We start from the raw sequence: 22,677 nt of genomic DNA on the forward strand, positions 1-22,677 counted from the left end.
TGATCGTCCAGGTGATGGTAATGTTACCGCCATCACACAGGTTGATCGATTGGTTGGTGAAGTTGCTGGTCACCTGCGGTGCGCAACCACCGGTTGCGGCGATCGCACCTGTCCGCTGTGTTACCCATGCTGCTATTGCTGCATTGAGCGAAGCCTGATCAGCAAACGTACAAGCTGCCACAGTGGTATCGGCTGGCTGATTGAAGGCCAGGGCCGGCGCCGGTGTTACGGTATAGATGGCATCCACGGTAGTGGTATCACACTTATCGGTGATCGTCCAGGTGATGGTAATGTTACCGCCATCACAGAGGTTGATCGATTGGTTGGTGAAGTTGCTGGTCACCTGCGGTGCGCAACCACCGGTTGCGGCGATCGCACTTGTCCGCTGTGTTACCCAAGCTGCTATTGCTGCATTGAGCGAAGCCTGATCGGCAAACGTACAGGCTGCCACAGTGGTATCGGCTGGCTGATTATAAGTAAATGGTGGTTGCGTAATATCAAATGTCTGATTACATGTACTTGTACATCCATTCGTATCGATAATAGTAAGGTTCAGCGTGAAGCTTCCGCAACTATTATTGGTAAGCACTGAAACGGTTTGTCCATTTGTTGCACCGGAGATAGTTGCATTTCCACTGATTGACCAACTATAAGTCGACATTCCCAATGGTCCACTATATGTATTTGTAGTACCGGGGCATACATTGTTATTACCGGTAATAGAACATACTGGCAGCGGATTCACCGTTACTGTTCCACTTGCAGAAGCCGACACACAACCCGTTGCGGTATTGATGATCACAACACTATAGGTTCCGGCTACTGTGGATGTGAAGCTGGCCACATTACCCGGATCAGGAACTCCTGCCGGCACAGTCCATGCATAGCTGTAGGTACCTGGTTCCCCTGGCGTTGCTGTTATTGTCGCCGCTATTCCCTCACATACCGTTGACGAGTTCACCACTACCGTCGGCAGCGGATTCACGGTGACCACAATTGAAACTGTGTCGCCAACACAACCTTCAGCGTTGGTTTCAACTACCCGCACGGTATATACACCGACGGCTGTCCAGGTCACTGTAATTAAATTAGGGTACGTTGGATGTGGAGTCAACGTAAACCCGGTATTGGGCGTAATGCTCCATGCATAGGTAGACCCGGTAGTGAGTACTACACCATACTCTTTTGTTGTATTAATACATACCGAATGATCACCTGGGGTTGGCGGAGGCGCTTGTGCTATTGCATTTGTGCCAAATGCTGTGAACAACAGCATGAGTCCCCATTTTATAAGTAGTTTAGCGGAGTGTGTGTGCGGCATTTTTTTGTTCTTTAGAGATGGTGTAGGGATGTTTGCTAAATGCATTTTGTTCAAAAAAGCGGGGACCCGCTCATGGAAGAAGATGCCTTCCAGTTCTTCTTTATTTCGGGTAAATGAGAGAACCAGCAATCGAAGCCATAGCAAAAAAGCTGACCAAAAATGCCGGGCTTGCCTGCCGGTATTTTTTGTTTTGTATGGGTTGCTGTTTTCTTTCATAAACCGTTTTTTATAATTAATTATGAAAAATTATCGGTGCTGGCCTTGGATTAACAGTTACCGTTGTTGTACAGGTGGAAGTATTGCCACATGCATCTGTAACTGTCCATGTTATTGTTGATACTCCAACATTAAATACTCCACTGGCATCATTCCCTGTTCCACTTCTTGTAGTTGCTCCTGTGATTTGATAGGTAAAATTCAACGTACCATTGCAATTATCAGATGCAGTTGCTGGTGGAATAGTATAAGTATTGCTATTGACTGCACAGAAGACTTGTGCCGGCGGACAGGTAATCACCGGTGGTATACTATCCTCCACATTTATAATTTGAGAAACCGATGATGTATTGTTACATGCATCGGTGAATGTCCATGTTCTTGTAATAGTATATCCGCAAGCTTTAGCAACCTGAACGTCAACACCCGTTGCGGTAATGTTGCCACTACAATTGTCAGTTGCTGTCAACGTACCGGGAGCCGGCACATCAGCAAGGCATTGGAAACTCTGTGACGCAGGAGCCGGTGCAACCGGTGGTGTATTATCAACCACGGTTAAAACCTGTGTAGCAGTAGTTGTATTCCCACAGGCATCTGTTGCTGTCCAGGTCCTCGTGATCGTGCCACAACCTTCTACTACATTATTCGTTTCAGAAAAATTTACAGTAATGGTAGGATCGCAGTTATCAGTGGCCGTTACTGCAAAGCCAGCCTCAATTAAATTACCACACTGAACGGTAGCATTGGCAGGAACCCCAGTTATTATTGGTGCGGTGTTGTCTACTACCGTCAATACCTGCGTAGCAGTTGCTGTATTACCACAAAGGTCTGTTGTAGTCCATGTTCTGGTAATGGTACCGCATCCTTCCACCACACTAACCGCCTCTGCATACGTAACAGCAACGGAAGGCGAACAATTATCATTAGCGGTCACTACTGGTGCAGCCGGAATATTGTCACACTGTATAGTAATATTTGCTGGCACGCCAACAAATTGCGGTGCCTGTGTATCTCTTGTAAAGCTAACTGTCTGTGTAGCCGTTCCGGTATTTCCACATGAATCGGTAACTGTCCATGTTCTTGTTACCGTTCTTATGCAACCTGTTCCCTGTTCAACCCCGTCAGTGAATGTAGCGGTTAAACCTGTAGTACAATTATCAGCAACGGTAGCAGTTCCAAATGCGGCAACAATATTTGCTGCAGTTGGATTACAGGGCACACTGGTACTTGCCGTCAATGTGATCACCGGCGCCTGGGTATCAACAATATTTACAGTAAAATTACATGCTGTGCTACTCTGACATCCATTGAGCGTCGTACGTAACGATAACGTGTATGTTCCGCAGCGTCCCCCCGCAACCACCGTTACAGTTTGTCCTGTAGATGAACCGGAAATAGTTCCTGAACCTGATATGCTCCATTGATAACTGTACCCTGAAATATTTGGACCGCTATACGTATTGGTTGAAGCAGGACATACACTATTGTTTCCGGTTATATCACAAACCGGCAATGGTTTTACCACGACTGCTACATTGGCGCTTCCGCCAGGGCATCCTCCATAAGTTGTAGATACGGTATAGGTATACGTACCGGGTGCTGTAGGACTGGCCTTTACAGATTGTCCTGTAGTAGTATTAAGGTAATAAGGACTTTGAACGCCTGAAGGATTGGTTAACGTCCAGTTATATGTAAGCGGTACAGCCGGCACCACCATACCTGCATTATCAATGGCCCAGTTACTTCCGGCAGATCCCTGGTAATTAAATCTGATCTTTAAATTCGATAAACCAAGGTAATTGGTGAGATCGATATTTGTTTGAACAAAACCATTGTCCGGAGTTCCCAAGGTTGCAGGACCCGTATATTGCAACAGGGGAACCGATTGAAAAGTACTTCCACCGTCTGTTGATATTTCGACCGATATTGTAGTCCCTGCATTAATGTTAAAAGCTTGCCAGAAGCTGAAGACAGCAGTCGACATGCCGATAGTATTAAACACAGGCGTTACCATGGTGGTAGTGCCGGTACCTGCAGCAATGGCAAATTTCGGATCTCCACTGTTATACAGCATACCATTAAATACTTTAGGATTGGTCAGGTTAAATGGAGTATTTTGTTCATTATCTGCACTGGCCTGTATATTATGAGGTAAGCCGTTTTCTGTTGCGCTCCACCCGCCTGAATTGTCAAGAGATGCGCTATTAAAATCCTCTACGCCCGACCAGCTCGAGGGTAGATCCGTTCCTGTGGCTGATAGTGTACTGGAATCACCTAAGCAAATTTCTGCAGGGTTGGCGGTTGCCCCCGTTGGCGGATAGGCAGGGGTAACACTCACTACTCCATTTGATGAGTAAGAGGTGCATCCGCCATTTTGAACAACTGCCCGGTATATTGTAGTTTGACTTAAATTAGAATACGACTGGGTATTTGATGTATTTGCGATTGACGCCCAGGTTCCTCCGCCATTGGTAGATGATTCCCATCTTATGATTGTACCGGTATTGCCGCTTAACGTCAAAGTACCACTGTTCGAACCAGTACAGGCAGATGTAACAGCCGGCGCAATAGTCCCTCCCGCCGGAGAAGGATTTACTGTTATAGTTACTGTTGCTGTATTTGTACAACCATTGGCCGCTGTTCCGGTTACGGTATAGGTTGTAGTAGTGGTTGGACTTGCAGTAACAGTAGCGCCGCTGGTAGTTGACAAACCTGTTGAAGGATTCCAGGTATAGCTGGCGCCACCACTTGCTGTAAGTATTGTGCTGTTACCGCTACAAATGGTTGCCGATGAAGGTGAAACAGAAATTGTTGGGGTACTGTTGATAATCATACCTGTAGTTGCAGTTACGGCAGCGCAACCACCTGAAGCAGGTACTGTATAAGTTACAGTATATGTTCCCGTTGTGCTGATTGAGGGAGAAATGGTACCGGTTGTACTATTGATTGACAATCCTAATGGCGATACACTATACGTACCACCTGTGTAGGCGCCGGTTCCTATTAAAGTTACTGCCTGCGGTGAAGAAACAGATGTGCAGAAAGATGTAGCCGGATACGAGATAGCTGCTGTTGGCGCTGTAGTAATAGTAATCGATGCAGTTGTCGTAATAGCAGCGCATCCACCCGATGCTGCTCTTGTATAGGTTACCGTATAAGCGCCGGCTGTACTTGATGATGGTGTAATGGCGCCGGTGCTCGTATTTATAGTTAGTCCGGATGGAGCTGCGCTATAGGTGCCGCCGGTATAAGCACCCGTGCCTGTTAAGGTAGCTGCCTGTGCCGTACTTACAGATCGGCAGAATGGTGTACCCGCATAAGAAAGACTTGCCGTAGGCGCCGTTGTAATGGTAACGCTGGTTGTTGCGTTAACCGCCGCACAACCGCCAGATGCAGGTGTAGTATAAGTTATGGTGTATGTTCCGGCTGTACTTGACGAAGGCGTTATTACGCCGGTCGTTGTATTTATGGTTAATCCCGATGGAGCCGTACTATAGGTTCCGCCACTATACGCACCTGTGCCGGTTAATGTAACAGATGCTGTATTTACTGTTGTACAGAATGGCGTTCCCGCATAACTGATTGTGGCCGTAGGTACTGCTGTTATTGTAACCGATGCTGTTGTACTAATAGCAGCGCATCCACCCGATGCTGCCCTCGTATAGGTTACCGTATAGGTGCCGGCTGTACTTGATGATGGTGTAATGGCGCCGGTACTCGTATTTATAGTTAGTCCGGATGGAGCTGCACTATAGGTGCCGCCGGTATAAGCACCCGTGCCTGTTAAGGTAGCTGACTGTGCCGTACTTACAGATCGGCAGAATGGATTTCCTGCATAGGTAAGATTAACTGTTGGTTGTGCGGTGATCGTTACGGATGTAGTAACATTTACGGTAGCGCAACCGCCAGATGCAGGTATATTATAAGTTATAGTATAAGTGCCAGGTGTACTTGACGATGGGGTTATTTCACCGGTTGAACTATTGATGGTTAAGCCTGCTGGCGCGCCGAACGTACCACCGGTGTATGCACCTGTTCCAGATAGCGTTACCGGTGCCGAACCAACCGTTGTACAGAATGGCGTTCCTGCATATGAAATGGTTGCTGTAGGAACCGCAGTAATAACAACCGTAGCAGTTGTACTAATAGCAGCGCATCCGCCCGATGCTGCCCTTGTATAGGTTACCGTATAGGTGCCGGCTGTACTTGATGATGGTGTAATGGCGCCGGTGCTCGTATTTATAGTTAGTCCGGATGGAGCTGCACTATAGGTGCCGCCGGTATAAGCACCCGTGCCTGTTAAGGTAGCTGCTTGTGCCGTACTTACAGATCGGCAGAATGGATTTCCTGCATAGGTAAGATTAACTGTTGGTTGTGCGGTGATCGTTACGGATGTAGTAACATTTACGGTAGCGCAACCACCAGATGCAGGAATATTATAAGTTATAGTATAAGTGCCAGGTGTACTTGACGATGGGGTTATTTCACCGGTTGAACTATTGATGGTTAAGCCTGCTGGCGCGCCGAACGTACCACCGGTGTATGCACCTGTTCCAGATAGCGTTACCGGTGCCGAACCAACCGTTGTACAGAATGGCGTTCCTGCATATGAAATGGTTGCTGTAGGAACCGCAGTAATAACAACCGTAGCAGTTGTACTAATAGCAGCGCATCCGCCCGATGCTGCCCTTGTATAGGTTACCGTATAGGTGCCGGCTGTACTTGATGATGGTGTAATGGCGCCGGTGCTCGTATTTATAGTTAGTCCGGATGGAGCTGCACTATAGGTGCCGCCGGTATAAGCACCCGTGCCTGTTAAGGTAGCTGCCTGTGCCGTACTTACAGATCGGCAGAATGGTGTACCCGCATAAGAAAGACTTGCCGTAGGCGCCGCTGTAATGGTAACGCTGGTTGTTGCGTTAACCGCCGCACAACCGCCAGATGCAGGTATATTATAAGTTATAGTATATGTGCCAGGTGTGCTTGACGATGGGGTTATTTCACCGGTTGAACTATTAATGGTTAAGCCTGCTGGCGCGCCGAACGTACCACCGGTGTATGCACCTGTTCCAGATAGCGTTACCGGTGCCGAACCAACCGTTGTACAGAATGGCGTTCCCGCATATGAAATGGTTGCTGTAGGAACTGCAGTAATAACAACTGTAGCAGTGGTAGTCACAGCAGCGCATCCGCCCGATACCGGCGTGGTGTAAGTTACCGTATATGTTCCCGCAGTACTGGTTGATGGCGTAATAGCGCCAGTTGAAGGAGTAATAGATAATCCTGCCGGAGCCGCGGTATACGTTCCGCCAGTATATGCACCTGTACCCGTTAAAGTAGCTGACTGCGCGGTACTTATTGACCGGCAGAATGGCGTACCCGCATAAGAAAGACTTGCTGTAGGCGCCGCTGTTATAGTAACGCTGGTTGTTGAGTTAACCGCTGCACAACCGCCAGATGCTGGTGTGGTATAAGTTATGGTGTATGTTCCGGCTGTACTTGACGAAGGCGTTATTACGCCGGTCGTTGTATTTATGGTTAGTCCCGATGGAGCCGCACTATAGGTTCCGCCATTATACGCACCTGTTCCGGTTAATGTTACAGATGCTGTATTTACTGTTGTACAGAAAGGCGTTCCCGCATAACTGATCGTGGCTGTAGGTAATGCCGTAATAGTAACATTAGCCGTTGCGGTTACAACAGGACATCCGCCAGTGGCTGCAATTGTATAAGTAACCGTGTATGCTCCGGGAGTACTGGTCGATGGGGTTATCGCACCTGTTGTACTATTGATTGATAATCCCGACGGAGCAACACTGTAAGTTCCGCCATTGAATGCTCCGGTTCCGGTTAGCGTCACATTTTGAGCTGCGCTTACAGTTGTGCAGAAAGGCGCTCCTATATAGCTGATCGTGGCTGTGGGCAATGCAGTAATGGTAACATTGGTGGTGGTGATTGAAGTACAGCCATTTGCATTGGTTACAGTTACCGTATACGTTCCTGCAGCGGCCGTAGTAACACTCGTGATCGAAGGGTTTTGCTGGTTGGAATTAAATCCGTTTGGTCCCGTCCAGCTATATGTAGTACCGCCAGTAGCTGTCAGGTTCAGGGTAGAACCTGTGCACTGCGGTGTATTGCTGCTGGCTGTTGGTGTTGGCAATGCGTTGATCGTAACATTTGTCGTTGTTGTCGCTGAGCATCCGTTACCATCAGTAACAACAACTGTGTAAACGCCCGAAGCAGCAGTTGTTACACCAGCGATCGAAGGATTTTGTGTATTTGATGTAAATCCGTTTGGTCCTGTCCAATTATATGTAGAACCACCACTGGCTGTAAGATTCAGACTAGAACCTGTGCACTGCGGCGTGTTGCTGCTGGCTGTTGGTGTTGGTAATGCATTGATAGTAACATTTGTCGTTGTTGTCGCCGAACATCCATTTCCATTAGTTACAACCACTGTATAAATCCCTGAAGCAGCTGTGGTCACATTGGTGATCGAAGGGGTTGCCGATGATGAGGTAAACCCGTTGGGGCCTGTCCAACTATAATTTGTACCACCGGTAACAGTAAGATTTAAAGTACCACTGGCGCATTGCGGGGTGTTGCTGCTGGCTGTTGGCGTTGGCAATGCGTTGATAGTAACATTTGTCGTTGTTGTCGCTGAGCATCCGTTTCCATCGGTAACAACAACTGTGTAAACGCCCGAAGCAGCAGTTGTTACACCAGCGATCGAAGGATTTTGTGTATTTGATGTAAATCCGTTGGGTCCTGTCCAATTATATGTAGTACCGCCAGTAGCTGCCAGGTTCAAGGTAGATCCAACGCACTGTGGCGTATTACTGCTGGCTGTTGGTGTTGGCAATGCATTAATAGTAACATTTGTCGTTGTTGTCGCCGAACATCCATTTCCATTAGTTACAACCACTGTATAAATCCCTGAAGCAGCTGTGGTCACATTGGTGATCGAAGGGGTTGCCGATGATGAGGTAAACCCGTTGGGGCCTGTCCAACTATAATTTGTACCACCGGTAGCAGTAAGATTTAAAGTACCACTGGCGCATTGCGGTGTGTTGCTGCTGGCTGTTGGTGTTGGTAATGCATTGATAGTAACATTTGCCGTTGTTGTCGCCGAACATCCATTTCCATTAGTTACAACCACTGTATAAATCCCTGAAGCAGCTGTGGTCACATTGGTGATCGAAGGGGTTGCCGATGATGAGGTAAACCCGTTGGGGCCTGTCCAACTATAATTTGTACCACCGGTAGCAGTAAGATTTAAAGTACCACTGGCGCATTGCGGTGTATTGCTGCTGGCTGTTGGCGTTGGCAATGCATTGATCGTAACATTTGTCGTTGTTGTCCCTGAGCATCCGTTTCCATCGGTAACAACAACTGTGTAAACGCCCGAAGCGGCAGTTGTTACACCAGCGATCGAAGGATTTTGTGTATTTGATGTAAATCCGTTTGGTCCCGTCCAGCTATATGTAGTACCGCCAGTAGCTGTCAGGTTCAGGGTTGAACCAACGCACTGTGGCGTATTACTGCTGGCTGTTGGTGTTGGTAATGCATTGATAGTAACATTTGCCGTTGTTGTCGCCGAACATCCATTTCCATTAGTTACAACCACTGTATAAATCCCTGAAGCAGCTGTGGTCACATTGGTGATCGAAGGGGTTGCCGATGATGAGGTAAACCCGTTGGGGCCTGTCCAACTATAATTTGTACCACCGGTAACAGTAAGATTTAAAGTACCACTGGCGCATTGCGGGGTGTTGCTGCTGGCTGTTGGCGTTGGCAATGCATTAATAGTAACATTTGCCGTTGTTGTCGCCGAACATCCATTTCCATTAGTTACAACCACTGTATAAATCCCTGAAGCAGCTGTGGTCACATTGGTGATCGAAGGGGTTGCCGATGATGAGATAAACCCGTTGGGGCCTGTCCAACTATAATTTGTACCACCGGTAGCAGTAAGATTTAAAGTAACACTGGCGCATTGCGGTGTGTTGCTGCTGGCTGTTGGCGTTGGCAATGCATTGATCGTAACATTTGTCGTTGTTGTCCCTGAGCATCCGTTTCCATCGGTAACAACAACTGTGTAAACGCCCGAAGCGGCAGTTGTTACACCAGCGATTGAAGGATTTTGTGTATTTGATGTAAATCCGTTGGGTCCTGTCCAATTATATGTAGTACCGCCAGTGGCTGTCAGGTTCAGGGTAGAACCTGTGCACTGCGGCGTATTGCTACTGGCTGTTGGCGTTGGTAATGCATTGATAGTAACATTTGTCGTTGTTGTCGCTGAGCATCCGTTTCCATCGGTAACAACAACTGTGTAAACGCCCGAAGCAGCAGTTGTTACACCAGCGATCGAAGGATTTTGTGTATTTGATGTAAATCCGTTGGGTCCTGTCCAATTATATGTAGTACCGCCAGTAGCTGCCAGGTTCAAGGTAGATCCAACGCACTGGGGTGTATTGCTGCTGGCTGTTGCTACCGGAAGCGTATTGATCGTAACGGTAGTGCTTGCTGTTGCCAAGCATCCATTTCCATCTGTTACCGTTACCGTATAAGTTACCGCAGCCGCCGTGGTCACATTGGTGATTACTGGGTTTTGCTGGTTGGAAGCAAATCCGTTCGGAGCGGTCCAACTATAGATTGTACCACCATTCGCTGTCAGGTTCAGGGTAGAACCAACGCACTGGGGTGTATTGCTGCCGGCTGTTGGCGTTGGCAATGCGTTGATCGTAACTGTCGTGTTTGTCGTGGCGGAACAGCCATTTCCATCCGTTACTATTACCGTATAAATTCCCGAGGCCGCTGTGGTCACATTGAAGATCATTGGGTTTTGCTGGCTGGAAATAAACCCATTGGGTCCGGTCCAATTATAAGTAGCACCACCTGTAGCAGTCAGGTTCAGGGTTGAACCGGCGCACTGCGGTGTATTGCTGTTCGCGGTTGGCGTTGGCAATGCGTTGATCGTTACTGTCGTATTTGTCGTTGCGGAACAACCATTTCCATCGGTTACAACAACAGTATAGGTACCTGAAGCGGCCGTTGTTACATTGGTGATCGAAGGGGTTGCTGATGTTGAGTTAAATCCGTTGGGGCCTGTCCAATTATAGGTAGAACCGCCAGTAGCAGTCAGGTTCAGGGTTGAACCGGCGCACTGGGGTGTATTGCTGCCGGCTGTTGGCGTTGGCAGAGGATTGATGGTTACCGTTGCTGCTCCATTCATCAACATTGGCCCGCTTCCGGTAATTGCTACAACAGTGTATGTTCCTGCTGCAGTTTGCAGTCCAAAGTTTATGGAACCGCCAGTTCCAATAACCGGCGAACCTGTATTTGTTCCATTTAATTGAAGTTGATAAGTAGTATCTATTTCTGAACCACTAAGGCCAACCGCTACACCGCTGCCGCCGCTGCAATAAGCGCCACCACCGGTTACATTATACGAATTGGCTAATACTTTAAGAATGGTAGCCCCCGAGGTTGTTCTTGCCCTGTGAAATGAATCAAGTCTTTTTCTATTATCCAGGTGCTGGGCCTGAACAAAGAATGGTGTGATCCACAATAATAAAAGTATAACTATACATATACGATTAATGCCGCGCATTAAATCGTTTATCAGGGTAACAGATCCAATTGAAAAGATATGTTTGAAACTATCTTTCATGTAGATTTATACTGATTCAGTTTGTGGCTTACTAAAAGCGAAATTTATTCAGGGCAATATGAATCCCTATCCAAGCAGAAACTGCATAGAGGCGTTAAGCATTAGTGGCTTCAACTTAGTAACTAGCGGAAATAGTTATTCTATTTGAAGAAGTACATATGCTTCATCAATTCATTTTTTGATGATAAATAACCATTAGATCAGTTCAGTTTGAACCTGAATTCATATTGGTTTCACGAGAATAAAAGGAATAACACTTGAGTTACAGAAAAATGGTGGAAACAGGGGTTTTAGAGGGAAATTGGAAGCGAAACATTGTGGATTGGGAATGTCTCTAGGATGGGGGTCCGGCGTTATATGGAGCTTATTCTCATACAATATAGTTAATAGATTTTAACATTTAAAGTGCATCACAGAATATTTTTATATTATTGACGAGAAGCAAGTTTCCAATACAAGAACATTCCTTTTCAGGTAAAGACCCTTGTTACTGAAAGCATTCATAATGCTGCATAAAACAGAAGCCTTACAAAAAAATAAGTGCTAACACCTACAGAAAACTCATAACATTTATTTATATTAAACTGGATTAGTGTTTGCTGCTATTGTTAATTATGCATCAAAACTATCAGCAATTAGATTTGCAAACATTAATTGACTTGCTGGCAGAGGAAACGCAAAAATATACCAAGGCTTTTATTGGTGGCAATTCAAAGGAAGTGGAACAGCAAAGAACAATTATTGATTTTCTTGTTCAGGAAATTAATATCCGGAAACAGCGAATGGTATCTGATAAGCTGGGTTAAGGATATCCACAAAATAATAGGATGTTTGAATATTTCCTTAACCGCTATTGCAATATTTCCATGCCTGTTTGCAAATGAAAGCTCTGATCAGGTAAAAAATCAAAAATGAAAAGGGGCCTCCGCCCTTTTTTGTGTATATAATCGAACCCAATTAATGATCCCTGGAACATTGATCTGAACAAATCCTGATACAGTTTTTTTTGTTTTATGTGGAGATAAATACTCAAAAATATTTCTTAAGAATAATTCAATGTAAACAGCCCCGGTTATTAAGGCATAAAACTTGTATTTGAAATGGCTGAATTTCCACCCTATCAATACACTGCTTTACCTTATTCTTGCTGTATTACGGTATTTGGGCAATCTATACGTAAAGTTTTTACTAAAACTCTTTTAATGAATACTCATGCTGGTCGGCAACGACGGTTCCCCGCAGTGGCCATTGTGGTTGTGTTGTTTATACTTTGCATTGTTCCTGGCCAATTTTGGATCACCAAACAGTTTCCCGCCATCTCCGGACTGGTGCAGATCAATCCAAGTCTGATTTTCCTGGATATTCCCATCCATATTCCCGTAGCAATAGATCTGATCCTGGCGCCAGCTCTTTTCCTCCTTATGTATCCGCTTGTGATTTTATTTTTCCCTTCCCGGCGACAGATGCTGCAAAGAGTAAGAGCTGCTTTCACGGGATTCTTTATTTTACTTTGCTGTGTGCTTTTAGGCGGACTGATCTACTATCTCGTGCAGGACCACCTCTCGATGCAGGTAAAAAACGGGATCAACTCATTGGGAATAATTGCTGACATTCATCTTTCTTATCCCGGCCATGAAACCATTTATCTACGCGGAAGTCTGGTATTATTTGTATGCTTTGTTATCGGTTTATTTATATGCATCCGGAAAATTAGAAAGGAGCCAGCAGGCCAGCTGACCCGCGAACAACGCATGACGCCCTATGAACGAATGTTGCAGGAAAAGCGAATGAAGGAAAAACAAATGATGCAGGAAACACGAAAGTTTCAGCAGGAAGACAAGCACCAGGCTGATAAAAGCCGGAAACCTGATATCATGGAACAGAAAACTATTGTTGGTGGCCGCCACGTTTCGGGCTTATGCAGCAGCCAACCGGTTATGACGATCCGGCCAGAGGCTGTCTATTATATGCCAAAGTGACTAAAAATAGTTACCATGAAAAATGTTTAAGCCTCCCGATCAACAGGGAGGCTTTTTGCATCTGGAATGATTTTTATTAGAATACAGATACTACGTTAATCTATTGCACATTAATTCATCTAAATTATTTTCATATGGGATCAAATACTCAAGGAACCAAAAACTCCATGCTACAAGAGTTTTTCGTTACCTGTTTGCAGGAACTTTATTGGTCAGAAACGCATTTGATAGATGTGCTTAATACGATGAGCACCGCAGCATCCACCCCGCAACTTAAAGAGGCGTTTTTAGTGCATAAGGAGGAAACGGCCAGGCAAAAAACACGACTTGAGCAGGTATTTGCACTGCTGGCCCTGCCGGCACAGGCGGAACCTTGTGTAGGCCTGCAGGGACTCTTCGATGAAGGATGGCAGGTTATTGATGAAACAGAAGAAGGTTCTGCGCAACGCGACGTTGCCCTGATCATTGCTGCTCAAAAAGTGGAACATTATGAAATAGCCTGCTATGGCAGCCTGATGACACTTGCGAAAACCATGGGACAGAATGAGGTCGCTGCAATACTTGCCCCAACCCTGGAGGAAGAAAAACAGACTGACGTTACGCTCACTACTATTGCAGAATCAGGCCTCAATGCAGAAGCCAGTCACGAAAAGCTGAGCGTTTAAGGATCTACGTATTTTAAGCGGTAAATATTTATTTGTCAAAGAGTTCATAATACATTGTATTGTGAACTCTTTTTGTTTTACTACAATTTCCATTTACCTGATCTTTGACAATTTTCAAAATATCGAAATAACAACAAGTTGGGTATAATTTTGGTAATATAAGTTTTCGAGCCTTCTCCCAAAACATCCTTCGAAAACTTACTCCATTCAAATCATTGCCTCTATGTAAGATCTTCTTTCATCCTTTTGAAGACCTCCGGTCATTTAAAGCCTTTTCTTCCAATACCTCTGGGGCACCAATTTTCTTCAACCTAAATCAAAATGAAATGAAAAAGATTTACTCTTTGATCATGGCATTGGCTATTGCCATGATCGCAAACGCCCAATTGGTATTCCTTGAAAATTTCTCCGGCTTTACAGTTGGCAATCTTGGGACCCAGGGATCCTGGGTGCAAAGCGGTTCAGGCACTGATGTGCAAATATCATCAACAAGTCCTTTAATATATTCAGGTTATACCAGCGGTACCCAATTTGCTTCCGTAAGCCCGGTTGATGGCACTGATCCGAATAAACTGTTCACATCCAGTATTAATACCAACACCAATCTCACGGTTTATATGAGTTTTGTAGTGAGAGTTGCTTCAGCCCCGGCATCAGACGGCAGCCCGGTATACAGTATTTCATTAATCAATACAGGTGATCCGGATCGTCCATTACGTTTTTATATAGCTACAGAGCCCGGCAACGCCAATGAAGTACGGTTTGGTATTTTAACAGGCAACTCAACCAATGTTAATAATATAGCCTGGACGCCAACCACTGCCAGTTTTGCTACAAACACTACTTTTTTGATCCTGATCCGGTACGATAATGTTAGTGCAGGTGGCAACAATGATGATGCCTACTTATGGGTAAACCCTGTTCTGACTTCAGAGCCTGCCACCGGCACAGCCAACGCCACCCTGCTCGATGCAAATGAAGCAAACTATGGCGCTGTGTTAAACGCTATTGAAATATCGCAAAGCAGTATCAATTCTCCAGATGCAGACTTTGACGGCTTTCGAATAGCTTATGGAACTACTTCTGCCATTGCCTGGACCAACCTTGACGCTGTTGGCGCTCCTTTACCTGTTCAACTGACCAGCTTTAATGCCGCTGAAGAAGGATTCAGCACAAAGCTCGTTTGGAATGTAGCAGAAGAAAGCGGTATCACCAGTTATGAAATAGAAAAAAGCACTGACGGCAAAAACTTTACCGCTATAGGTTCTGTAAAAGCCGCCAACCTGAAAACCTACAGCTATACCGATATGCAACCTGGTTCAGCGTTTAGCTACTACAGACTGAAACTGATTGAAATGGATGGCACTTTTAAATACAGTTATATTATCAGTGTGAAGAGCAAACTGAGCACGACTATTTCCCTGTTGCCCAACCCGGTTAAAAGTATATTGATGGTACAACACCCGAAAGCGGGCGCCGCCGCACATATTCAAATTATAAACGCACTGGGCCAAATGGTAAAAGAGATCCAATTGCCTGCCAATGCGGTAATTTCAAACATTGATATGAGTGGCTTTACAAGCGGCCTATACCATGTGGTTTTCAAAAACGGTTCAGCCGTGATTAAAAAAACAGTTTTAAAACACTAGACCGATAAAACAATGAGCTGCAAAAAGCCATCGGGGTAAGAGCTGATGGCTTTTTTATTGATCGTGGTATTTGCTCAAACGCAAAGGCCTGATTATTTCCTGTGTAACCTGAGCACTAAGTAAATTGCTCTTACTGTAATCACAATGAAAAAGTAATTGAAGAACAGGTGCTGGGTCCATGACATCAGCGATATAACCCCGCTACAAATACAAGGGAGATTATGCGTGTACGTGTTTAGTATATAAGTTATATATGCAGTGAACAAAGTAAGTAAAAGCAGGGAAAGATAATAACCCACTATTTTTGTTTTTCTAAAAAGCAACAGCACACAGGTTGCTAATTCAATGAACGGTATCAGCCAGGCCAATTCGTGCACAAAAGGACGCAGCTCGGGCGATTTGAACATGGCTTCCTCAAAAGCCGACACATCAATGAGTTTAAAATGCTGCCAGGAAAAAGGCGTACTGTATGAAAAGAGGTTTAGTTTACTAACGGCAGTATATGCAAATAAAAAAATAAGAAGGTAGTTGATCTTTATATACTGGGTGGTCTTGTTGTAGATAGCAGTAAGGCGAATGGCAGCTTCCGTTTTTACAATGGCTTTCAACCGGATGGCATTCATCATATCACGGGTTTAATGGTAGAATATTAATGACACCCAAGCTACCATATTATATTAGAAAAATGAATTATACCATCCACTATATACAACAGCTTCTTACTTAACTTATTTATTTATACATACAAATATGTAGCTACCAGGGTAATTGTTGGCGGGTTTTAAATTAAATGCAGTTACCAGGCCGGTCAAATTTAAAACCTGAAGTGACCTCTGTAAGGAAAGTTTTCTGCTTCGATATCGTCCTTAAAGTCCAATCGCCCGGTAACACCCTCGAAAACGCCTGTACCACTACCTTCTACAATTGGGTGTTGGCAACGTCCAAGGATCTCTGCGCCTATATAAGAGCCATCCGGGGCGCAGCCCTCATACTTCGCTTCAAATTTGTAAGTGGTCCAGAAGGTACCAGGTTCTCCTTTGTACATACCAACGAACAACTCTCTCCCCTCTTCCCTATAAGTGCCGCTCGGGGAACAATCGAATTCCTCCACGAAAAAATAATGACAACCTTCAAGATCCCCGGTCAAATTAAGGGCATAACTGGCGCCCTGACCTGCTGAATTACACGCATCAATTGCATCAAAAAAACCGACTCCAGCGATCTGAATGGCTCCTGCGGTCCTCGTTGAATTAAATTCCGGATTGTTTAATGCCAGTTTACCAGCCCCATTATAATCTTTTTGACAGCCGAGAACAATGACAATCAGGCAAGAGATCACACGAAAAAATTTGTTGTTCATAACCTCCAGTTGTGTGGTGAATAAATAATTGGAGATTGGACTAACAGCAATGAGTATTAATAGATGGAATCAGGAAACGAACCGGATAATCTAATAATGAACGAATTAAATTAATCCTTTGGGTGAATATATTATTAAAGTTACTACAGCCGCGAATTAAATACAATGACAAAGGTCAGTGCACCTGATATGTTCAGGCCCGTTGGGCTCAACGTAACACCATTTAAAAAAAGCACCGTACTTATAATTAACCAGGAAGCTCACTCTCAGGTTTTATAAAAATACTGTGCGCAATTCCCGGCATACCACTTCTATTTCTTCCTCCGTATTGTAATAATGCACAGACGCACGTATGATGCCATCGAGCCCTTTCCGGTTCATATAATACAACGTGGACTTGGCGATGCCGATATGTACATTGATGTTTTTTGCTGCCAGTTTTGTTTTAACGGTAGCTGCCGGTACACCGGATACGGAAAAGGTGACAATGCCACAAAGTTCATCGCCCTGATCATGCACCGTAATACCATCCAATTCCCGAAGGCGTTGCCTGAACAAAAACGCTAAAGATTGTATCCGTTGCCATATCCGTTCTATGCCTATGTTCAACACATATTCCACGGATTTCTGAAGGCCAAGGATCACAGCGAAATTCTTTTCATACCATTCAAAACGCTGCGCATCGTTCCGCACCACAAAATCCTGCTGGTTCACACTGCTAACCGTGCGGCCGTCAAAGAATAACAGTTTTAGCTGATCAAGCATTTGCCTGCGTACATACAAAAAGCCTGAACCACGTGGGCCGCGCAAATATTTGCGTCCTGTTACGGCCAGCATATCGCATCCTATGGCCTGTACATCTACCGGCATTTGTCCTACAGACTGACAGGCATCTAATAGATACACAATATTATGTTTTCGGGCCACTTCCCCTATTGCAGCCACAGGCAATACATTACCTGCCGTTGAGGGAACATGTGTAACGGCGATCAACTTCGTTCGGACATTGATGGCAGCCTCCAAATCGTTTACAGGGAAATTTCCTTCGGCATCATTGGGTATCATTTTAATGACAATACCATACAATTTTTGTGCGTTCAGCAGGCCCAGCACATTGGAAACATATTCCATTTCCGAAACGATCACTTCGTCGCCCTGCTGAAAGTGAAGCCCGTTAAAAGCAATGTCCCAGGCGGCGCTGGCATTTTCTACCAGGGCTATCTCATCAGGATGCGCATGAATAAGCTGTGCAATCAGGGTGTGCGTATGGTTTAGTTGGGCGCGGTATTTGGCTTCTGTTTCATAACCGCCAAACAAAGCTTCCTCCCGCAGGAAATCTACCATAGTATTCACTACGATATCAGGCGGCAGCGCAGCGCCCGCATTATTCAGATGAATGCGATTGGCTGTACCTGTGGTTTCCATCCTGAATGCCTGTATTTCAGCTTTATCAAAAGGTTTTATTTCCATATAGTATGCAAAGCAACATAATTTGTTAAAGCCGGAACAGATGCAGATTTATTAATTTTTACTATATCAGAAGGCGGGCAAATTATGATTAAACCCTTTCCAATTATTACTACCCTTTTAGTAAAAAAGATTTGACTACTTGCACTTTATTGTGAATACAAAGCAAAGGCCCGATAACATCGGGTCTTTTCTATTATCCCCTGCTTACATATTACAATTATTTATGAGAAACCCATTTTTGTACTTCCTGCTTCTTATACCAGGCCATTTTTGCCACGGTCAAACCGATACCACTGCATTGGAGGAAGTAGTGGTGTCTGCCACAAAATTTTATACCCCTGCAAAGCATGTTGCTCAAAAAGTTGTAGTGTTGAATAAAAATTATATCAGCAAGGTCAATGCGCAAAATACCGGCGACCTGCTGATAAGTACAGGTAATGTGTTTGTACAAAAAAGCCAGCAAGGCGGAAGCAGCCCGGTAATCCGTGGGTTTGAGGCCAGCAGGGTGCTTTTGGTGGTTGATGGCATCAGAATGAACAATGCCATCTACCGCGCGGGACATCTGCAGAATATTATTACCGTTGACCAGAACATGCTTGAACGGATGGAAGTGATGTATGGCCCTTCATCCACCCAATATGGCAGCGATGCACTCGGCGGAACAATACATATGATCAGCAAACCGGCCCGGTTGGCAAACAACGGCGAGCGGTTTACACCATCGGGCAATTCATTTTTCCGATATAGTAGCGCCAATGCAGAAAAGAGCGCTCACGCCGATATAAATCTTGGTTATGAAAAATTCGGCTTTTTAAGCGCTGTCACTTACAGTGATTTTGGGGATATGAAGATGGGCAATGCCTACCGGGATAAATATGCCGGCTTTGGAAGCACGCCTGCTTATGTTACGCAACTGAATAACTCCTTTGTTGACTCGGTTGTGCCCAACAGCGATAGCCGCATCCAGAAATTTTCCGGCTACAGGCAGTGGGATATTATGAATAAATTACTGTTCCGGCAAAATGATAAACTGTCGCACGTGTTTACGGCACAGTTTTCCAACAGCAGCAATATACCACGTTATGACCGGCTTCAGGATCTCCGCAACGGTACGCTTCGTTATGCAGCATGGTATTACGGGCCGCAGGAGCGTGAACAATACAGTTATACTTTCCAGGCGCAACAACTCAGCGGACTATTCAATGAGATCAGATCGGTGTTGAGTTTCCAAAACATTCAGGAAAGCCGGCAAACCCGCGATTTCCGGCGCTATGACCGTTTCGACAGCAGGCGCGAACATATTAAAGTGTGGGGATTTGTAGCAGATGCAAAAAAGATCTTTGGCAATCATACATTCACTATTGGCGGTGACGCACAATGGAACGACCTGGAATCGGTGGCAGACCGTACTAACCTGCAAACAGGGGCTGTAACCAAACTGGATAGCCGCTATCCCAATGGCAGCAATAACATGAACTATTTTGGATTGTATGCCCAGCATAGTTTTCAGGTAAAAGGCGGTAAATGGATCCTGAATGATGGCCTCCGCCTGCAAACGGTGAAACTGCATTCAACCATAGCCGATAATTCATTCTTTAATCTGCCCGTAACTGATATGAAACAGGATCCCTTTGCTGTAACAGGGAACCTGGGTGTGGTATACCTGCCATCGAAAGCCACCCGGATGCATGTAAATGTGTCATCAGGTTTCAGGGCGCCGAATATCGATGACCTGGCAAGGGTTTTTGAATCGGCCAGCGCGCTTCAGCGCGTAGTGGTTCCCAATGCCGCTATAAAACCCGAATATACATACAGTGGAGAGGCAGGTGTAAATCATACCATAGCCGGAAAAATAACACTGGAAGCATCAGCCTGGTATACGTTGTTCAGAAATGCTATAACGCTGGCCCCCTATCAATTGAATGGGCAGGATTCTATTTTATACAATGGCGCACTATGCCAGGTGATAGCCAATCAAAACAGCAATAAGGCCTGGGTATATGGTGGCAGCGTTGCTGTTACAGCAAATATCACGGCGCAATTATCCCTTTACAGCACGATCAATTATACGAAAGGAAGGTTTAGGATCAGCGACACCAAAAGATCATCAGCCGTTTATCAGCGACAGCCAAATGGGACTTATGCAATGGTTCAGGCCTATGTAAAAGAAAAACCGCTCGACCATATTCCTCCTTTATTCGGTAAAACAAGCCTTCAATATAAGAGCCGGCTGGTAGATGCAGAATTTTTCGTGCACTACAACGGTTGGAAAAAGTTGGATGAATACAATGCCGACGGAGAAGACAATGCGCAGTATGCAACTGTAGAAGGTACGCCTTCGTGGTTCACTTTAAATTGTAGAACAGCCGTACGAATAAATGATCAGGTAATATTGCAGGGGGCTGTTGAAAATATATTAGACCGGAACTACAGGTATTTTGCTTCCGGCTTTTCAGCGCCGGGACGAAATTTTGTAATAACTGTAAGGACCTCATTTAAATAACCCTAATCATACCACGATTTACAATAACAATATTGATAGCAACATGTATGGCTATACATGCTAACAACAAAGCCTTCCCGATGTTTCGGGAAGGCTTTGTTCATATAGTGAACTTAACTATTGGTATCCCTGATTTTGTTTCAGTTCTGCACCTGTATTCTGTGTTATTTCGTTGGAAGGTATGGGCCACAAATTATGATACGATTCAATAGACAACCCAGATTTGGGATTGTATCTTTTATCGCGATCGTATAACAGCCCCAGGCGGGTAAGTGTAACCGCTCTGAACTCTTCCATATACAGCTCTCTCAAACGCTCGTCCAGAATATAATCCATATTCATTTCCGCGGCTGTAGCCAGTGTTGCGTTAGCCCTGCTTCTTAACACGTTTATATCATCCGCTGCTTTCTGTGTTTGGGATTTTCCCAAATACGCCTCCGCTCTTAGTAAGTACGTTTCTGCTACCCGGGCCACATATTTTTGCATAAACAGCCTTGTAGCGCCATTGAGCAGGAATCCGCCGAACGGATTCGTCATGTTGGTTTGCACGGCCGGACCTGCTACCGCAACAAAGTCGCCCGCCGAAGGCGATGTCTTTCTGATCACGGGGTAGAAACTACGGATGGTATCCCTGAAATCTGCTGGTAATGTTTTAGCCTTATAACCATCTTTTACGTACCACTTGCCATAATCGGGCGATGTGGAAGCAACACCCGAAATACGGATGTCTCTTACAATATTGTAAGATGAATTACGAATATCGCCCGGGGTCCATATTTCATATAAGAAATGGGACGTTGGCCGTATCCATCCAATGCCATTGGAAGATATACTATCTACAAAATTTCCGTTAAATAAAACATTTCGCTTGGTATTGGTCCCTGTTTCCGTAAATCTTAAACCACCCAAACTTGGCACCACAGCCCATGCTGTTTGATCGCCCACAGCAGCCGGGTTATTCAGGGCAGTTTGAATTACGAGGAGCCCTTCCCTATTGCCCGTACTGTAATTTTGATTGTTGTACTCAAACAGATCACGGTATACATCTCCCGGCGTAGTGGCCCTTCTTCCAAACCGGCTTTTCATCAAAGACACGCCGGAATAATTGATCACACTGGTGGCACTGGCAATTGCGCCATCATAATCTTTTAAAGAAATAAGCACTTCGGTCAATATGTGTTGCGCGATTTGTTTATTTACTGCACCATCGCTTACCTCATTGATGTTTTTTAATAATCCTATTGCCTGCTCCAGGTCCTTCCTGCATTGCTGATATACCTCATCCCTGGTAGCCCGTACATAATCAAACCTGGGCTCTGTCAGTTCATTCAGCTCAATAGGTACGCCACCATATAGGTTGGCCAGGGTATTATATGCCCAGGCCCTGAAAAACAATGCCTGTCCAAGGAAACTATTCTTGTCCGCATCAGATAGTTGAGCGGCGTTGGGCACTCTGGCAATAACCAGGTTGGCATTGGTGATGATCTTATAATACACCGTCCAGATATTTGTAGGAATAAAATAACTGGGCACCATGGTAGCCTTATAGGCATTCAATTTTGCAGCGGGATCGTAGTCCGTTGCATTGTAGGCAAAATCAGTGGCATAATACAATCCAAAATACACATCGAGGTTGCTGGTAACGTTCATATTTCCCATATAAACATTCCTTACGCCGTTGTATACCACATTAATAGCCTGCTGAAATTGTGCTGCAGTTTGCAGCGAGTTATCAGGCGTGTATATCGAGAGTGGATCTTCGTCCAGAAAGCTCTTGCTGCATGAGAACAAAATAGTTCCCATCATAAGAATATATATCCGAAATAATATTTTTTTCATGT

The 22,677-nt window shown here is 45.1% G+C and carries 11 protein-coding genes; 5 read left to right on the forward strand and 6 right to left on the reverse strand.

Annotated elements, in window-relative coordinates; genetic code table 11:
* The coding region (locus FAM09_RS30345) for a hypothetical protein (RefSeq protein WP_136580938.1) at positions 1-1,537 on the reverse strand (1,537 nt) is incomplete at its 3' end.
* A 16-nt stretch (positions 1,538-1,553) separates the two neighbouring features.
* Positions 1,554-11,210 carry a beta strand repeat-containing protein gene (locus tag FAM09_RS30350; RefSeq protein ID WP_136580939.1) on the reverse strand — a complete coding sequence of 3,219 codons (9,657 nt, stop codon included), beginning with the start codon at positions 11,208-11,210 and terminating at the stop codon, positions 1,554-1,556.
* Between the two features lie 641 nt (positions 11,211-11,851).
* Here FAM09_RS30350 and FAM09_RS30855 point away from each other — a divergent pair.
* From FAM09_RS30855 to FAM09_RS30365, 4 genes are all read left to right on the forward strand, one after another.
* Complete coding sequence (locus FAM09_RS30855) at positions 11,852-12,016, forward strand: hypothetical protein (protein ID WP_153825487.1); 165 nt, start codon at positions 11,852-11,854, stop codon at positions 12,014-12,016.
* A 396-nt stretch (positions 12,017-12,412) separates the two neighbouring features.
* Complete coding sequence (locus FAM09_RS30355; RefSeq protein WP_136580940.1) at positions 12,413-13,189, forward strand: hypothetical protein; 777 nt, start codon at positions 12,413-12,415, stop codon at positions 13,187-13,189.
* A gap of 167 nt (positions 13,190-13,356) precedes the next feature.
* On the forward strand, positions 13,357-13,854 hold the full coding sequence (locus FAM09_RS30360; protein WP_243751814.1) for a YciE/YciF ferroxidase family protein: 498 nt from the start codon (positions 13,357-13,359) through the stop codon (positions 13,852-13,854).
* Positions 13,855-14,180: 326 nt separating this feature from the next.
* Positions 14,181-15,503, forward strand: coding sequence for a T9SS type A sorting domain-containing protein (locus FAM09_RS30365; protein ID WP_136580942.1), 1,323 nt, complete (start codon positions 14,181-14,183; stop codon positions 15,501-15,503).
* A 92-nt stretch (positions 15,504-15,595) separates the two neighbouring features.
* Here FAM09_RS30365 and FAM09_RS30370 read toward each other — a convergent pair whose 3' ends face one another.
* The 3 genes from FAM09_RS30370 to FAM09_RS30380 all read right to left on the reverse strand — a co-directional run bounded on the left by FAM09_RS30370 (position 15,596) and on the right by FAM09_RS30380 (position 18,333).
* Positions 15,596-16,129 (reverse strand): MauE/DoxX family redox-associated membrane protein, encoded by a 534-nt coding sequence (locus tag FAM09_RS30370; protein ID WP_136580943.1) that lies wholly within the window; start codon positions 16,127-16,129, stop codon positions 15,596-15,598.
* Positions 16,130-16,317: 188 nt separating this feature from the next.
* Positions 16,318-16,863, reverse strand: a complete 546-nt coding sequence (locus FAM09_RS30375) for a hypothetical protein (protein WP_136580944.1) — start codon at positions 16,861-16,863, stop codon at positions 16,318-16,320.
* 273 nt (positions 16,864-17,136) lie between these two features.
* Positions 17,137-18,333, reverse strand: coding sequence for an aminotransferase class V-fold PLP-dependent enzyme (locus FAM09_RS30380; RefSeq protein ID WP_136580945.1), 1,197 nt, complete (start codon positions 18,331-18,333; stop codon positions 17,137-17,139).
* Positions 18,334-18,556: 223 nt separating this feature from the next.
* Here FAM09_RS30380 and FAM09_RS30385 point away from each other — a divergent pair, with 223 nt between their 5' ends.
* The gene (locus FAM09_RS30385) at positions 18,557-20,836 is read left to right on the forward strand and encodes a TonB-dependent receptor (protein WP_136580946.1); all 2,280 of its coding nucleotides are present in this window, start codon (positions 18,557-18,559) and stop codon (positions 20,834-20,836) included.
* A 117-nt stretch (positions 20,837-20,953) separates the two neighbouring features.
* Here FAM09_RS30385 and FAM09_RS30390 read toward each other — a convergent pair whose 3' ends face one another.
* Positions 20,954-22,675, reverse strand: coding sequence for a RagB/SusD family nutrient uptake outer membrane protein (locus FAM09_RS30390; protein WP_136580947.1), 1,722 nt, complete (start codon positions 22,673-22,675; stop codon positions 20,954-20,956).
* Positions 22,676-22,677 lie beyond the last annotated feature (2 nt).

Source organism: Niastella caeni, from assembly GCF_004834005.1.
In the GTDB taxonomy this organism is placed as follows: Bacteria; Bacteroidota; Bacteroidia; order Chitinophagales; family Chitinophagaceae; genus Niastella; species Niastella caeni.

Bases quoted from the DNA above. Each gene is read 5' to 3' on its own strand.
- FAM09_RS30350 (WP_136580939.1), bottom strand. From the start codon at position 11,210: ATGAAAGATAGTTTCAAACATATCTTTTCAATTGGATCTGTTACCCTG.
- FAM09_RS30355 (WP_136580940.1), top strand. From the start codon at position 12,413: ATGAATACTCATGCTGGTCGGCAACGACGGTTCCCCGCAGTGGCCATT.
- FAM09_RS30360 (WP_243751814.1), top strand. From the start codon at position 13,357: ATGCTACAAGAGTTTTTCGTTACCTGTTTGCAGGAACTTTATTGGTCA.
- FAM09_RS30365 (WP_136580942.1), top strand. From the start codon at position 14,181: ATGAAAAAGATTTACTCTTTGATCATGGCATTGGCTATTGCCATGATC.
- FAM09_RS30370 (WP_136580943.1), bottom strand. From the start codon at position 16,129: ATGATGAATGCCATCCGGTTGAAAGCCATTGTAAAAACGGAAGCTGCC.
- FAM09_RS30375 (WP_136580944.1), bottom strand. From the start codon at position 16,863: ATGAACAACAAATTTTTTCGTGTGATCTCTTGCCTGATTGTCATTGTT.
- FAM09_RS30380 (WP_136580945.1), bottom strand. From the start codon at position 18,333: ATGGAAATAAAACCTTTTGATAAAGCTGAAATACAGGCATTCAGGATG.
- FAM09_RS30385 (WP_136580946.1), top strand. From the start codon at position 18,557: ATGAGAAACCCATTTTTGTACTTCCTGCTTCTTATACCAGGCCATTTT.
- FAM09_RS30390 (WP_136580947.1), bottom strand. From the start codon at position 22,675: ATGAAAAAAATATTATTTCGGATATATATTCTTATGATGGGAACTATT.